This window comes from Nonomuraea sp. NPDC051298, assembly GCF_055586305.1.
The window spans coordinates 52974-67616 of the sequence record NZ_JBVJIM010000032.1 but is presented as its reverse complement, the minus strand read 5'-3'; the positions used below and the strand labels follow the sequence as shown (position 1 = coordinate 67616).

General features: G+C 74.3%; 11 protein-coding genes. 6 read left to right on the top strand and 5 right to left on the bottom strand.

Going from position 1 to position 14643, the window contains the following annotated elements; genetic code table 11:
* Positions 1 to 2: 2 nt before the first annotated feature.
* The 4 genes from ACZ6S0_RS47205 to ACZ6S0_RS47190 are packed head-to-tail and all read right to left on the bottom strand — an operon-like array spanning position 3 to position 8146.
* Complete coding sequence (locus ACZ6S0_RS47205; protein WP_465926614.1) at positions 3 to 3650, bottom strand: amino acid adenylation domain-containing protein; 3648 nt, start codon at positions 3648 to 3650, stop codon at positions 3 to 5.
* Positions 3643 to 6564 (bottom strand): amino acid adenylation domain-containing protein, encoded by a 2922-nt coding sequence (locus ACZ6S0_RS47200; protein ID WP_465926612.1) that lies wholly within the window; start codon positions 6562 to 6564, stop codon positions 3643 to 3645. Before ACZ6S0_RS47200 ends, ACZ6S0_RS47205 begins: the two co-directional genes overlap by 8 nt.
* Before the next feature lie 41 nt (positions 6565 to 6605).
* Positions 6606 to 7436 carry an SDR family oxidoreductase gene (locus ACZ6S0_RS47195; RefSeq protein ID WP_465926610.1) on the bottom strand — a complete coding sequence of 277 codons (831 nt, stop codon included), beginning with the start codon at positions 7434 to 7436 and terminating at the stop codon, positions 6606 to 6608.
* Positions 7433 to 8146 carry a thioesterase II family protein gene (locus ACZ6S0_RS47190; RefSeq protein WP_465926608.1) on the bottom strand — a complete coding sequence of 238 codons (714 nt, stop codon included), beginning with the start codon at positions 8144 to 8146 and terminating at the stop codon, positions 7433 to 7435. Before ACZ6S0_RS47190 ends, ACZ6S0_RS47195 begins: the two co-directional genes overlap by 4 nt.
* 690 nt (positions 8147 to 8836) lie before the next feature.
* Here ACZ6S0_RS47190 and ACZ6S0_RS47185 point away from each other — a divergent pair.
* From ACZ6S0_RS47185 to ACZ6S0_RS47165, 5 genes are all read left to right on the top strand, one after another.
* Positions 8837 to 9025: a hypothetical protein gene (locus ACZ6S0_RS47185; RefSeq protein ID WP_465926605.1), complete on the top strand. Its 189-nt coding sequence runs from the start codon at positions 8837 to 8839 to the stop codon at positions 9023 to 9025.
* A 295-nt stretch (positions 9026 to 9320) separates the two neighbouring features.
* Positions 9321 to 10388, top strand: a complete 1068-nt coding sequence (locus ACZ6S0_RS47180; RefSeq protein ID WP_465926603.1) for an ABC transporter substrate-binding protein — start codon at positions 9321 to 9323, stop codon at positions 10386 to 10388.
* A 43-nt stretch (positions 10389 to 10431) separates the two neighbouring features.
* Positions 10432 to 11256 carry an ABC transporter permease gene (locus tag ACZ6S0_RS47175; protein WP_465926601.1) on the top strand — a complete coding sequence of 275 codons (825 nt, stop codon included), beginning with the start codon at positions 10432 to 10434 and terminating at the stop codon, positions 11254 to 11256.
* A complete protein-coding gene (locus ACZ6S0_RS47170) occupies positions 11232 to 11939 on the top strand; it encodes an ABC transporter ATP-binding protein (RefSeq protein WP_465926599.1) in 708 nt (235 codons plus the stop codon). Before ACZ6S0_RS47175 ends, ACZ6S0_RS47170 begins: the two co-directional genes overlap by 25 nt.
* 75 nt (positions 11940 to 12014) lie before the next feature.
* A complete protein-coding gene (locus ACZ6S0_RS47165; protein ID WP_465926597.1) occupies positions 12015 to 13349 on the top strand; it encodes a lanthionine synthetase LanC family protein in 1335 nt (444 codons plus the stop codon).
* Here the strand turns inward: ACZ6S0_RS47165 and ACZ6S0_RS47160 are convergent.
* Positions 13335 to 14234: an NAD(P)-dependent oxidoreductase gene (locus tag ACZ6S0_RS47160; protein ID WP_465926595.1), complete on the bottom strand. Its 900-nt coding sequence runs from the start codon at positions 14232 to 14234 to the stop codon at positions 13335 to 13337. The genes ACZ6S0_RS47165 and ACZ6S0_RS47160 overlap by 15 nt on opposite strands.
* 35 nt (positions 14235 to 14269) lie before the next feature.
* On the opposite strand from ACZ6S0_RS47160, the gene ACZ6S0_RS47155 reads away from it, so the two are divergent.
* Positions 14270 to 14626 carry a winged helix-turn-helix transcriptional regulator gene (locus tag ACZ6S0_RS47155; RefSeq protein ID WP_465926593.1) on the top strand — a complete coding sequence of 119 codons (357 nt, stop codon included), beginning with the start codon at positions 14270 to 14272 and terminating at the stop codon, positions 14624 to 14626.
* The last annotated feature ends 17 nt before the right edge of the window (positions 14627 to 14643 follow it).

The window sequence follows — 14643 nt, the reverse complement described above, 5'->3', positions numbered from 1 at the left end:
GATCAGAAGTCGAAGTCGAACGCGAACGCGGACAGGTCTCGGGGGGCCGCCGCGACGGGCCGCAGCTCGCCCAGCGGCGTGCCGGGCGCCTCCAGCGCGGCGTCGAGCAGGGCGAGCAGCTCGTCGCGGAACAGCTCCACGGTGGGCCGCAGGAACAGCGCGGTGGCGTACGCCCAGCGGGCGGCGTAGCCGTCGGGCTCGACCTCGATCTGCAGGTCGAGGTCGAAGATCGTGCGCCGGGTGAGGTCGGGACGCCAGCGGGGCCGCCCGCCCAGGAAGTTCACCTGGCCCAGCCCCGTGTCCTGCAGCGCGAAGAACGTGTCGAAGAGCGGATGCCTGCCGTGGTCCCGCCGTTCGTGCCGCGCCACGAGGGCGTCGAAGGCGTGGTCCTGGTGGTCGACGGCGGCCATGGCGTGCCCGGCCACCGCCCGCAGATACGCCAGGAACGGCAGTCCGGCCGCCGGGCTCGTCCGCAGGCAGAGCGTGTTCACGAACATCCCCTGCACCCGCTCCACGCCCGGCAGGTGCCGTCCGGACACCGCCGTGCCGACCGTCACGTCCTCGCTGCCGCTCACCCTCCCCAGAAAGGCCGTGTACGCGGCGAGCAGCACGTGGAACGGCGTCACCGCCTCGGCGCGGGCCAGCTCCCTGATCGCGCGGCTGCGCTCAGGCCCGAGCGGGAACGCGACGTGGCCGCCCCCTGTCGTCCGCACGGCCGGCCGGGGCAGGTCGGCGGGCAGGTCGAGGGGCCGCGGCGGCCGGGCGAACGTCCGCGCCCAGAAGGCTTCCTGAGCCCGCGCCAGCTCCCGCCGGTCCGGCCCGTCGGCCCACCGCGCGTAGTCCCGGTAGCTCAGCTCCACCTCGGGCAGCCGGTCGCCCCTGGTCAGCGCCGCCCACTCGGTCATCAGCAGGGTCAGCGCGTGCCCGTCGGTGAGCAGGTGGTGCAGGTCCAGGACCAGCCGCGGGCCGGCGTCGTGCCGTACCAGGGCCGCCCGCCACAGAGGGGCGGCGGTCAGGTCGAACGGGCGGACCCAGCGCTCCGCCCACGCGTCGGGCTCCGCGCCGGGCGGCAGCTCCACCTCCTCGATCGTGACGTCCTGCCGCTCCAGGACCCGCTGGTACGGGCGGCCGTCCTCGTCCACGGGGAAGTCGGTGCGCAGGATCTCGTGCCGGGCGGCGAGCGCGGCCAGCGCGGACGTCAGCCGCCCGGCGTCCACCGGCTCGGGCAGGTCGACGAGGACCGGCAGGTTGTACTGGGTGCCCGCCGGATCCTTGACCTGCTCGACGTAGACGCCCCGCTGCTGGGGAGACAGCGGGGTCCGCCCGGTGGCCGGGCCGGGCCGCGGCCACGCGCCGGGCGTACGGTCCGCGGCCCGCACGGTCCCGGCCAGCTCGGCGATCGTCCGCGCGGACAGCACGGCCGACACGGGGCAGGCCACCCCGAAGCGGCGGCGTACGAGCGCGGACACGCGGATCGCGGTCAGCGAGGTGCCGCCCAGCTCGTCGAGCGGGTCGTCGACGCCGATGCCGGGCACGCCGAGCGCGTCCTCCCACAGCTCGGCCAGCGCGCGCTCCACCTCGTCCCGCGCCGCCCGCCCGCCGCCCGCGACAGGGGGGACGGGCAGGGCGGTCAGGTCCACCTTGCCGTTCGGGGTCAGCGGCAGCTCCGCCAGCACCACGACGTGGGCGGGCACCAGGTGCGCGGGCAGCAGGCGGCGGCACTCCGCACGGATCCGGTCCCCGGCCACGCCGGAGCCGGTGACGTAGGCGCACAGGTGGCCGTCGGGCACCCGGCGGTGCACCACCACCGCGCCGCTCACGCCCGGCACGCCCAGCAGCGCCGACTCCACCTCGCCCGGCTCGACCCGGAAGCCGCGTACCTTGACCTGGCGGTCCTCCCGGCCGAGGAAGTCGAGCGAGCCGTCGGGCAGCAGGCGGGCCCGGTCGCCCGTCCGGTAGAGCAGCCGTCCCGGCAGGCGGGGGTGGGGGACGAAGCTGCGCCCGGTCAGCTCCGGGCGCTCGTGGTAGCCGGTCGCCATCCCGTCGCCGCCCACGTACAGGTCGCCGGGAACGCCCACCGGCAGCGGGTGGCGATCCTGGTTGAGCACGTACGCGCAGGAGTTGGGCACGGGCCGCCCGATGGGCACCCGCGCGCCGGGCGGCCCGGTGACGGGGTGGCCGGTGACGGGGTGGACGGTGGAGACGACCGCGTTCTCCGTCGGGCCGTAGGCGTTGACCAGCCGCAGGCCAGGGTTGGCCCGCAGCACGGCCCCGGCCTGACTGGGGGAGAGCACGTCACCTCCGACGAGCAGGTCGCGCAGCGGCCGGAACACGGCCGGGTCCTCGTCGGCCAGCCGGCCGAACAGCGCGGAGGTGAACAGCGCCGTGGTGATGCCCTGCCCGGCCAGCGCCCGCCGCAGCTCCCCGGCGTCGAGGAAGGTCTCCTTGTCCAGCAGGTGCAGGGTGCCGCCGTTGATCAGCGCGCCCCAGATCTCCCAGACCGAGGCGTCGAAGCCGGTCGCGCCGACCTGAGCCATCCTGGTGGTGTCGTCGAGGCGGACGTAGTCCGCGCCACGCACCAGGCGGACGACGCCGCGGTGCGGGATCATGACGCCCTTGGGCACTCCCGTGGTGCCCGAGGTGTACATCAGGTACGCGGGCGCGGACGCGTCGCCCGGGGCCGGGGCGTCGGGCTCCGGCGCGGCCGACCAGTCCTGGGCGTCGAGGTCGATGACCCGCGCCCCGCCCGGCAGGTCCCCGAGGCCGGGGATCGCGCCGTCCCGTTCCCCCGAGGTGATCACCAGGCGCGCGCCGCTGTCGGCGAGGGTGAACGTGATCCGGTCCCGCCCGGTCGCAGGGTCGATCGGCAGGTAGCAGCCGCCCGCCCGCAGCACGGCCAGCGCCGCGACGACCAGTTCGGGGGTGCGCGGCAGCAGCAGCGCGACCGGCTCGCCAGGGGACAGGCCCGCCCGGCGTACCGCACCGGCCAGCACGGCGCTGTGACGGTGCAGCTCGGCGTAGGTGAGCGTGGTGTCCGCGTGCACCACGGCCGGATGAGCGGGCGCGCGCTCGGCGTGCTCGGCGAAGAGCCGCTCGACGCGGGAGTCCTCCGGGTAGGGGACGGCGGTGTCGTTCCAGCGGTCGAGCTGGGCGTGCTCAGCGGGGGAGAGGGGGTCGAGGTCGCGGATCGCGCGGTCCTGGGGCAGGGCGAGCACGGCGGCGAGATGGCTCGCGTGCCGGGCGGCCAGGTCCGCGCTGCGCGCCGGGTCGTGCCGCAGCCGGAGCCCGTCCGCGCCCAGGACGAGCACCAGCGCCCCGGGCGGGTCCCGATCCTCGTACGCCAGGACGGGCACGGGCTCGGGCCCCGGCTCGTACGGCTCGGCGGCGGCCAGCGCCCGCGTCACCGGCTCCGCCAGCTCGTCCAGCGTCCGCGCGGGGTCGACCGTGAACCGGACGACGTCGCCGGCGACGCGGAAGACGAGTTCCCGCCGCCCGGTGTGGTGGTAGAGCAGCGCGCCCCACGCCGCCAGCGCCCGCGGCGCGGTCGTGCCGGGCGGGCACGCGACGGCGAAGGACCCGCCGGAGCGCCCTTGGTGACCGCCCTGTTCGGCGCTGGAGAGCCAGTCCAGCAGGCCCGTCGCCTCACTCATGGCCGAGCACCCTGGCCAGGCCGTTCACCGTCGGGTGCAGGTACAGCTCGCGCATCGGCGGCGCGGGCAGGCCGCGTTCGCGCATCGCGTACACCAGCCGGATCGCCAGCAGTGAGTTGCCGCCCAGCTCGAAGAAGTTGTCGTCGCCGCCGACCGGCACGCCGAGCAGCGACTCCCAGAGCGCGGCCAGCGTTCCCGCCAGGTCCTCGCCCGTGGCCGCCGGGGCGGGGGCGGGCTCGGGCAGGGAGCGGACGTCCAGCTTGCCGTTCACGGTGAGCGGCAGCGCGGGCAGCGCCGTGATCGTGGCGGGCAGCATGTGCTCGGGCAGCACCTTGGCGGCCCGCCGCCGCACCGCCGCGGGGTCGGCGTCCTGCGGGGTCACGTACGCGGCGAGCCGGGTCAGGGCCGCGTCGCCGGTCTCCCCGTCCCGCAGCACCACGGCGGCGGACGTCACCGACGGGTCGTCGAGCAGGACGTTGCGGACCTCGTCCGGCTCGATGCGGAAACCACGCACCTTGACCTGGGTGTCGAGCCGCCCCAGGTGCTCCAGCAGGCCGTCGGGCCGCAGGCGTCCCCGGTCGCCGCTGCGGTACATGCGGCCACCGGCGAACGGATCCGGCACGAAGCGCCGCTCCGTCAGCTCGGGCAGCCCCAGGTATCCCGTCGCCACCCCCGAGCCGCCGACGTAGATCTCGCCGGGGACGCCGCAGGGCGCAGGACGGCCGCGCTCGTCCAGGACGTACACGTGCCAGCCGGGCAGCGCGCGCCCCACCGACCTGGACCCGGCCAGCGCCTCCCGGCGCGTCACGGTCTGCGCGGTAACGTGGACGGTGGTCTCGGTGATGCCGTACATGTTGACCAGGCGGCAGTCCGGATACCGGTCGAACCACCCCGGCAGCGGGCGCACGTCGAGCGGCTCGCCACCGAAGATCACCAGCCTGACCGCGAGCCGCTCGGCCCGGTCCCGGTCGGCCTCCATGAGCTGGGCGAACGCCGACGGGGTCTGGCTGAGCACGGTGACGCGCTCGCGGGCCAGCAGGTCGCGGAACTCCTCAGGGGACCTGGAGACCCAGTAGGGGACCACGACCAGCCGGGCGCCGGTGAGCAGCGCGCCCCAGATCTCCCAGACCGAGAAGTCGAAGGCGCTGGAGTGGAAGTTCGCCCACGTGTCGCCGGGCCCGAGACCGTAGTCGTTTTCGGCCGCGCCCGTGGTGTCGCCCGTGGTTGCCGACAGCAGGGCGACGACGTTGCGGTGCGGGACCACGACGCCCTTGGGCCGCCCGGTCGAGCCCGAGGTGTAGATCACGTACGCGGCGTCGCCCGCACCGCCCACCTCCTCGGGCGGGCCGTCGTCACGGTGGGCCGCGAGCCGCTCGGGAGTGACGACGGTCAGCCCGTCGCCGCAGGGGAACTTCCCGTCGGCGACGACGACGCGCAGCGCGGCGTCCCGGGCGGTGAACGTCAGCCGGTCGGCCGGATAGGCGGGGTCCATGGGCACGTAGGCCGCCCCCGCCTTGAGCACGGCGAGCATGGTGACCACCAGGTCGGGCGAGCGTTCCAGGCACACGCCCACCCGCTCGCCCGGCCGGACGCCGGCCGCGCGCAGGGCGGCGGCGCACCGGGCGGCGCGCTCGTCCAGCTCGGCGTAGGTGAGCGAGCGGTGCTCGCCGACGAGCGCGACGGCCTCGGGCCGTTCGGCGACCCGGGCGGCGAACACGTCCTCGATCCGCCTGCCGGTCCGCTCCCCGCGCGGGCCCAGCGGCCCGGCCGGGCGGCCGAGGCCGATCACGTGGCGGCGCTCGGGCTCGTCCAGCAGCTCGACGTCGCCGGGGACGAGGTCGTCGCCCGCGCCGGTCAACCGCTCGTACGCGCGGGCGAGGTGGCGGGCGAACCGCCGCGCGGACTCCTCGTCCACGTCCGCGAGCCGGTGGCGCACGTCGAGCAGGAGCCCGCCGTCCTCGGCCCGGCCGGGCACGAGGGTGAGCGGGAACGGAGCCGTCTGGCAGGGGACGCGGTCACCGGCGGGCCCGTCGAGGTCGCCGGCCAGCAGCCCCACCAGCACCCGGCCGCCCGCCTCGGCACAGAGGTCGGCGTACCGGCGGGCGTCGCACCAGCCGCCGTCGCCGCCGATGATCCGGGCGCTCTCGGCCACCAGCTCGGCCGCCGTGCTCGCGCCCGACAGGTCGGGGGCCAGCAGCACGCCGGCCTCGAACGCCCCCAGCGCGCCCGCCGGCCGCCCGGGAACCCCGGTCAGCCCGGCGACCACCGGGCGCGGGCGGCCCTCGTAGCGCCCCAGCACCAGCCCGGCCGCCACCGCGATCCTGGCCACCGCGATCCTGGCCACCGCATCCGCAGACCCGCCCTCCGGAGCCGACCCGCCCAGCGCGACGGTCACGACCCCCGTACGGTCGCCCGCGCCGCCGTCCCCGGTGGCCCACTCGACGGCTCCCGAGTAGTCCGCCTCCCGCCACCGCCTGACCGCCTCGTCGTCCACGACCACGCGCCCCGGCTCCTCCGGGCGGAACCGCTCGTACCGGGCCCGCTCGGTGAGCACGTCGGCCACCATCCGCAGCGACGCCGCGTCGAGCCGCGCCCGGTGCGCGACGAGTACGAGGTCGGCCGCGCCGTCCGCGTACCCCAGCAGCACGGCCCGCAGCCCCGCGCCCCCGGCGGCCATGGGACGGAACAGCTCGGCGTCGAGCCGCCGGTTCGCCGTCGCGGAGCCGGCCGGGGCGGGAACGCGTTCGGTCCACAGTCGCAGGGGCTCGCCCCACCAGGCCAGGGAGGCGGCCTCAAGGATCCGCGCCATCAGGACGGCGTCGGCGCCGCCGGGCAGCCGCGTCCGCCGGGCGTGGCAGTGCCCGGAGGCGGAGGTCGGCGGCCAGGCGTCAGCGGGCCTGCTGGTGCGGTCCACGGGATGGTCTCCAGAGGGTGAGTGGTCGGCGCGGCGGGGGGTCACCGTGTGGTGAAGCCCCCGTCGACCGTGAGCACGCTGCCCGTGACCTGCCGTGACTCGTCGGAGGCCAGCCACAGGGCGGCGGCGGCGACGGCTTCTGGCTCGACGAGCGCGTTCATCGGCTGGGCCTGGAGGAACGCCTCCTCGTGCTCGCCGACCGGCACGTCCAGCGAGCGCGCGATCTCGGCCAGCATCCGGCCCTCGACCCGCGCGTCGTCGCGGACCGAGCCGGGGCACACCGCGTTCACCCTGACCTGGCGCGGGGCGTAGTCGAGCGCCGCCGCCTTGGTGAGGCCGACGAGGCCGTGCTTGGCGGCGACATAACCCGCGAAATGCCGGTATCCCACCAGGCCGGCGGTGGACGCGATGTTGACGATGCTGCCCGAGCCCTGCTCGGCCATGAGCTTGCCCACCGCGCGGATGGCCCGCCACGCGCCCGAGAGGTCGACGTCGAGCATGAGCTGCCACTCGTGCTCGTCGATCTCGTGCGCGACCTTGCCGGACGGGGCGGCGATGCCCGCGTTGTTGACGAGGACGTCGACGGTGCCGAAACGGGCGACCGCCGTGGAGACCGCGTTCTCGACCTCGCGCAGGTCCCGTACGTCCGCCTCCTCGACCAGCACGGACACGCCGGACTCCCGGCAGAGCCGCTCGGTGTGGCGGAGCTGGTCGCGGGACCCCAGCGGGTACGGCACCCCCGACAGGTCGCGCGCGACGTCGACCAGCAGCAGATCGGCTCCCTCGCGGGCGAACGCCTGAGCCGTCGCGCGTCCCAGGCCACGGGCCGCCCCGGTGATGACGGCCGTCTTCCCGGCCAGGCGCAGCGTCACCGTTCGTCCTGTGCGAGTTCGGCGGCGATCAGGCGGAGCAGGCCGGCGGGGTCGTCCGCCAGGTACATGTGACCGCCGTCGAACTGGGCGGTGGCGAAGCCGGCGGTGGTGACCTGAGCCCACTGTTCGAGCTGCGGCAGGTCCACCAGCTCGTCGTCGCGGCCCCGCAGCGCGGTGATCGGGATCGGCACCGGCTTGTCGGAGGCGGGCTTGTACGTCTCGTGCATCTCGACGTCGGCCCGGATCATGGGCAGCAGCAGCGCCCGCATCTCCGGAAGCTGGAGCGCCGGATGCGTGTAACCCGAGAACTCCCTGACGCGGGCCAGGAACTGCGCGTCGTCGAGCCCGCTGGCCTTGCTCTCCCGCCCGTCGTACGGCCCGGGGGAGCCGCTCACGAACAGCCGCACCGGCGTTATCCCGGCGCCGCTCAGCAGGTGGTGGGCCAGCTCGTAGGCGAGCACCGCGCCCAGGCTGTGACCGAACAGGGCCACGCGGGGGGCGTCGCCGTCGATCCGCGTCAGCACCTGCGAGCACGCCTCCTCGGCGGCCCGCGCGGCGTCGGTGCAGGAGGGCTCGGTGAAACGCTCTTCACGGCCGGGCAGTTGCACCGGCAGCACGGTCAGGCCGTCGGGGGCACAGGGCTGCCATTCTCTGAAGAACGACGCTCCGGCGCCGGCGAAGGGCAGGCAGACAAGATACGTGGGTCCCAAGGTGTGGAACTCCTCCGATCAATCATCCAGAGGCGGAATCCCGGCCGGGGAACTGTCACGGGTGGGTGAAGCCTTCCACGGCCGATTACGTTCTGATCCAGTCCGGGCACTATGGGTGACGTGCCTGGATGAACCGCTAGCCCCTATCGCCTCCCTCGTCCATGAACCGGCAAGCCGAGCAGGGCCCGCGGTGGGCACCCGACATCGCTCGCGCGATGGCCTCAGCTCCCCCGAAACCTCCCGAACGACGGCCAAAGGTATGGAGTTTTGGTCGCCCAGGTCAAGCGGAATGTCAGGATCAATGTGACGCATCGCAGTGATCCCAGCACGTTCACAACATGGGGCGCGCGGTGTGAGGGACACGGCCGGGCGCTCTCCGAAACCCGCTGTACTGCGGCGATATGGAGAACGGCGGGCCTTTGGCGGGGCCCTGCGGCCGGGTCCGGGAGCATCGATAGGGGAAGGGTGGCCGACGGGCCAGTGTCCCAAAGATGATTTTTGGGGTAGCCGCAAGTGAACTGACTGTGTCAAGATGTCGACCCAGGGGTTGATCATCTCGTACGCGGACTCGACGCGGTACAGGGGGGTCGCCGTGCGTTACCGCCTGCCCGCGTCCCGGCCGGCTCGTGCGCCGTGGCGACCGGGCGGTGGCGGGGGTGCCGCGACCAGCGCATTCGTGGGAGGTGAGGGGTGTTCGTCGAGCTGCCGGATGGTGCTGGCCCGACGGGCCTCGTCCGCGCGATCGCGAGCGTCGATCCCGGCGCCGGGCGGGTCGCGAGCCCGGAAATCAGGTGCCCCTTCGCGCGGTCGGTCAACCCGCCGGTCAAGTCCTCGGGGCTCGTTCACGCGCGGCCTTCGCGACGGTCGGACGCCTTCTGAGCAGGCGGGTGTCCAACGCCGCGATCTGCCTCTGCCGAAATCATGTAAATCTGGTAGGAAATGTTGACTTAGCGCGGCGGGCCTCGTAGCGTCGAGGTCATGAGCCAGGGCCTTCGCCTGACCCGGCGCCCGCACGTGGACTTCGGCCACGTCGCCAGCGCGCAGTGTCGCTGACCAACGACTGGATCGATCCGTCCGTACGAGCCGAGCCGTCGCGTGCCACCGCGCACGCCCCCGACGAGTCCTCGTACGGAACGAACAGCCACGTTCGCGACCACCCAGAGGACCACCCAACATGCCTGCCCCCACCTCGAAGCTGCGGAACCGCCGCCCGCTCGCCCTACTCCTCCTCCTGCCCCTCCTCGCCGCCTGCGCCCAGACGGGCGGAGCGGAGGCGGACGCCCCGGCGCTCGCCCCCGACGCGCCGCTGCCGACCTCGGTCCCCCAGGGCACCAAGCTGATCGTCGGAGACCCCTCGACCAAGGTCGCGTTACAGCTCTCCGGCGAGATCGACAAGTTCTCGTTCACCATCGAATGGGCCAACGTCACCGGCGGCCCCCAGACGAGTGAGGCGTTCAGGGCGGACGCGCTCGACGTCGGCGCGGTCGCGGAGATCCCGGCCATCCACGCCACCTGGACCGGCCTGCCCGTGAAGATCATCGCCTCCAAGTTCCGCAAGGACCCGCTCGACCACCCCACCTACGAGCTCGGCATCGCCCCGGGCGTCAGCGTGAAGACCCTCGCCGACCTGCGCGGCAAGAAGATCGCCTACAGCCCAGGCCAGGCGCAGGGCGCGCTGGTGCTCAAGGTGCTCGCCAAGGCCGGCCTCACCAAGAACGACGTTATCCTGGTCGAGCTGCCGAGCACCGGCGACGTCTACCCCAACGCGCTGGCCTCCCGGCAGGTGGACGTGGCCCCGATCGGCGGCGTCAACATCAAGCGCTACACCACCAAGTGGGGCGAGGACGGCGCCACGACCCTCCGCCACGGCCTGCGCGACGACCCCGGCCACCTCTACGTCCGCACGTCCACGCTGGAGGACCCGGCCAAGGCCGCCGCCCTGCGCGAGTACGTCGCCGCCTGGGCCCGCGCCTCCCGCTGGGTCTACGAGCACCCGAAGGAATGGATCGACGGCTACTACGTCAAGGACCAGGGGCTGAGCGCCGCCGACGGGCAGTACCTGGTGGACGTCTCCGGCGAGCCCGACCTCCCGGCCGACTGGTCGGAGGCCATCGCCCGGCACCAGGAGACCGTCGACCTGCTCGCCAAGGAGACCGGCAACCCCCCGCTGAAGGCCCAGGACCTGTACGACCTGCGCTTCCAGAGCGTCGGCGCCGACGCGCTCAAGGACGGCGGCGCCTGATGCCCGCCCTGTCCCATCCGAGACGAAAGGGGACGGTGCCCCGATGACGCTGCTGGCCTCCCGGCCCTCGGCCCCCGCCCGCGTACGCGCCCGCCGCCGCCTCGCGCCGGGCCGCCCGATCAGGCTGGGCTTCCTGCTGGGCCCGTTCCTGCTGCTCGCGCTCTGGTCGGCCGGCTCGGCCTCCGGCTGGCTCGACCCCCGCTTCCTGTCCGCGCCGTGGACGGTGGTCACCACCGCGGGCGAGCTGATCGAGAACGGCCGCCTGCAGGACAACCTCCTCACCTCGGTCCGGCGGGTGGCGCTGGGCCTGGCCATCGGCGTGCCGCTGGGCACGGTGCTCGCGCTGCTGTCCGGGCTCAGCCGCTGGGGCGAGGCGGTCATCGACGGCCCGGTCCAGATCAAGCGGGCCGTCCCGTCGCTCGCGCTGATGCCGCTGCTGATCCTGTGGCTCGGCATCGGCGAGGTCATGAAGGTGACCGTCATCGCCGTCGGCGTGCTCGTGCCCATCTACATCCACACGCACAACGGCCTGCGCGGCATCGACAGCCGTTACGTGGAGCTGGCCGAGACGGTCGACCTCGGGCGCGGCGCGTTCATCAGGAAGGTGGTGCTGCCGGGGGCGCTGCCCGGGTTCCTGCTCGGGCTGCGCTTCGCGGTCACCACGGCGTGGCTGTTCCTGGTGGTGGCCGAGCTGATCAACTCCACCAGCGGCATCGGCTACATGATGGACCTGGCCCGCACGTACGGGCAGACCGACGTGATCCTCGTCGGCATCGTCCTGTACGGGCTGCTCGGCCTGTTCTCCGACGCCGCCGTCCGGCTCGTGGAAAGGAGGGCGCTGTCGTGGCGACGGACACTGGCGAGCTGATCCGCGTCGAGAACCTCACCCGCCTCTACGGCGACCGCAAGGTGCTCGACGGCCTGGACCTGGAGCTGGCCCCCGGCGAGTTCGCGGCGCTGCTGGGGCGCAGCGGCTCGGGCAAGAGCACACTGCTGCGCGCCCTGGCCGGGCTGGACGGCGACGTGGCGGGCGAGGGCACGGTCGAGGTGCCCGACCAGGTGTCGGTGGTCTTCCAGGACGCCCGGCTGCTGCCCTGGCAGCGGGTGCTGCCCAACGTCGTGCTGGGCCTGTCGGGGGCCTCGGCGAAGGGCCGCGACAGCCTGGCCGAGGTCGGCCTGGCCGGGCGCGAACGGGCCTGGCCGAACGAGCTGTCCGGGGGCGAGCAGCAGCGGGTGGCGCTGGCCCGCTCCCTGGTGCGCGAGCCGCGCCTGCTCCTGGCCGACGAGCCCTTCGGCGCCCTCGACGCGCTGACCAGGCTCAAGATGCACGCCCTGCTGCGCCGCCTGTACGAGCAGCACCGCCCAGCCGTGCTCCTGGTGACGCATGACGTGGACGAGGCGATCGCGCTGGCCGACCGCGTGCTCGTGCTCGACCACGGCAGGATCGCGACCGAGCAGCGGCGCGGCGGCGGTGCCGGGCACGCCGAGGTGCGGACCGAGCTGCTGCGCGCCCTCGGCGTCACCCCGGACGAGCACACGCGGAAGGGCTGACCGGACGGGAAGAGCTGGGGCCCCTTCCACCCCACATTCCTACTCTTCCTACTGAACTTATGGGAAAATGAGGTCATGAGCCTGGACGAGATCCGCGCGGCGACGGCCCGCGCAGACTCCCCGCTGACCGCCGCCATCCTGGCCGCCCGCTGGGTCAGGTCGGCCGGGGCCGACGACGAGCACGGCCGGTGGTGGCGGGCCAACCCCGACTCGCGCGGTGCGTCGGCGGTCACCCCGGAGCCCTGGTCACTTTACTCGGGTGCCGCGGGCATCGTCCTGTTCTTCCTGGAGCTGGCCGCCGCCACCGGCCACGAGGCGTACCTGGAGGACGCCAGGGCGGGGGCCCGCAGGCTCGCCGCCACCTGGCGCGAGCAGGACGACCTCACGCTCTACCACGGGCTCACCGGCGTCATGGTCGCGCTCATGGAGGCGGGCTGGGCGCTCGGCGACGGGAACTTCGAGGCCGAGGCCGCCGCCATCGCCGACCTGATCGTCCGGCGCGGGCGCGAGGCGGGGGGCGACGAGGGCCCGCGGTGGTCACGCGACCCGGCGCAGCGCGGCGAGGGCGGGATCATCCTCGGGCTGCTGCGGGCCGCCACGCACCTGGGCGTTCCCGCGTACGAGGAGGCGGCCGTCGAGGCGGGCCTGCGCATCGCCCGGCTGCCCGTGCCGGGGCACCGCTTCGGCGACTGCGCCGACCTGCCGGTGGACGCCGTCACGCCCGGCTTCCTGGCCGGCACCTCCGGCACCGCGTTCCTGCTCGCCCGCCTGTACGGGGTCACCGGCGCCGACCGGTTCCTGCAGGCCGCGCGCAGCGGCGCGGCGTTCGTCCGCGAGGTCAGTCTCGTGACCGGGGCCTGCGCGGTCGTCCCGCACCATGTGCCGCACGCGCGCGGCCTGCACTACCTCGGCTTCTGCTCCGGCTCGGCGGGCGTGGCCAGGATGTTCTACGAGCTGTACCGGGTGGGCGGCGACCCGGCCGACCTGGAGTGGGTGCTCCGGCTGGCCAGGGGCATCGTCCGCAGCGGGGCGCCGCGCCGCCGTACCGAGGGCTACTGGAACGTCGCCTGCCAGTGCTGCGGCGCGGCGGGCGTGATCGAGCTGTTCGTCGGCCTGTGGGCGGCGACCGGCGACCAGGCCCACCTCGACTACGCCCGCGCGCTCGCCGCCGACCTGATCGGCCGGGCCACCGACCACAACGGCCGGGGCTACCGCTGGTACCAGGCGTACCGGCGGCTGCGGCCCGGGGAGGTCACCGCCGACACCGGCTACATGGTGGGCGCGGCGGGCATCGGCTCGGCGCTGCTGCACCTGCACGCGGCCGGGCGGCCCGGCGACCCGCGCCGGGTCGTGCTGCTGCCCGACAACCCGTTCCCGGCGATCCCGCTGCCGCCCTCAGCCGTTCGCTGAGACGGGGTTCAGCAGGTCGGTCACCCGCAGGAACCCGTCGGCGCCGTGCCCGCGGCCGATGGCGCGGCGCACGAGGCCCTCGGCCGCCCGCATCACTCCCGAGTCGATGCCGTGCGCCTCGGCGGCCTGCACGATGTGGCGCATGCTCGACGCCGCGGAGGTCATCGGGTTGCCGTCGCCGGAGAACGTCCCGGCCTCCACCTCGGCGACGCTGGACTCGATGATCGCGGGCAGGATCGCGGCGATGTTCTTGGCGAACGGCGCCAGCTCCCGCGCGCTGACGCCCTCCGCCCGCGCCACGGCCAGCGCGTGGGCGTAGCCCGCCATCGCCGTCCAGAAGAGGTCCAGCAGGGCGACGTCGTACGAGGCCGCCCGGCCGATGTCGGAGCCCAGGTGGGTGTGGGCGCCGCCGAGCGCCTCCAGCACGGGCCGGTGCTCGTCGTAGAGGTCGGCGGGGCCGCTGTGCAGGAACACGGCGGCGGGCGTCCCGATGGTGACGGTCGGCGTCATGATGGCGCCGTCCAGGTAGCCCACGCCGTGCCCGGCCGCCCAGGCCGCCGTGTCGCGGGCCCTGCCGGGGGTGTCGGCGCTCAGGTTCACCAGCGTGCGCCCCTTGAGCGCGGCGGCGACCGCGTCGCGCCGCACGATCGCGTCGGCGGCGTCGTAGTTCACCACGCAGAGCACGGTCAGCGGGCTCGCGGCGACCGCCGCCTCGGGCGAGGGCGCGCTGCTCGCGCCGCGCCCGGCGAGCTCCAGGTCCCGGCCGGGCGTCCGGTTCCAGACCGTGACGGCCAGGCCCGCGTCCAGGAAGGCGCCCGCCAGGGCCCGCCCCATGGGACCCAGGCCGAGCACGGTGACGGCAGACTGTCGGATGTGCGAGGGCATGCGAACTCCTCGATGGTTTCTCGGCGAAGGATGGGATGACGTTGACACGCAGCCGTGCCCAGGACCCGAACGTGTGCGGGGTGACCGCCGCGATCGCCGTCATCGACGGCAAGTGGAAGACGGTCCTGCTCTGGTACCTGGAATCCGGGCCGCAACGTCCCGGCGAGCTGCTCCGGCTGCTGCCGGGGCTCACCGAGAAGGTGCTGACTCAGACGCTGCGCGAGATGGAGGGCGACGGACTGGTCCACCGGGAGGTGTACGACGTGCGGCCGCTGAAGACGGAATACTCCCTGACGGAGTTCGGCCGCGACCTGTCACGGGCGCTGGAGCCGTTGTCCGACTGGGGGCACCGGCGGCTGGAGCTGCTGGCCGAGTCGCGTTCGTCCGCCTGACCCACTGTTCGGCCCGC

Excerpts from the sequence above, each read along its gene's own strand:
- ACZ6S0_RS47155 (WP_465926593.1), top strand. The coding sequence starts at position 14,270 with ATGACGTTGACACGCAGCCGTGCCCAGGACCCGAACGTGTGCGGGGTG.
- ACZ6S0_RS47205 (WP_465926614.1), bottom strand. The coding sequence starts at position 3,650 with ATGAGTGAGGCGACGGGCCTGCTGGACTGGCTCTCCAGCGCCGAACAG.
- ACZ6S0_RS47160 (WP_465926595.1), bottom strand. The coding sequence starts at position 14,234 with ATGCCCTCGCACATCCGACAGTCTGCCGTCACCGTGCTCGGCCTGGGT.
- ACZ6S0_RS47165 (WP_465926597.1), top strand. The coding sequence starts at position 12,015 with ATGAGCCTGGACGAGATCCGCGCGGCGACGGCCCGCGCAGACTCCCCG.
- ACZ6S0_RS47175 (WP_465926601.1), top strand. The coding sequence starts at position 10,432 with ATGACGCTGCTGGCCTCCCGGCCCTCGGCCCCCGCCCGCGTACGCGCC.
- ACZ6S0_RS47180 (WP_465926603.1), top strand. The coding sequence starts at position 9,321 with ATGCCTGCCCCCACCTCGAAGCTGCGGAACCGCCGCCCGCTCGCCCTA.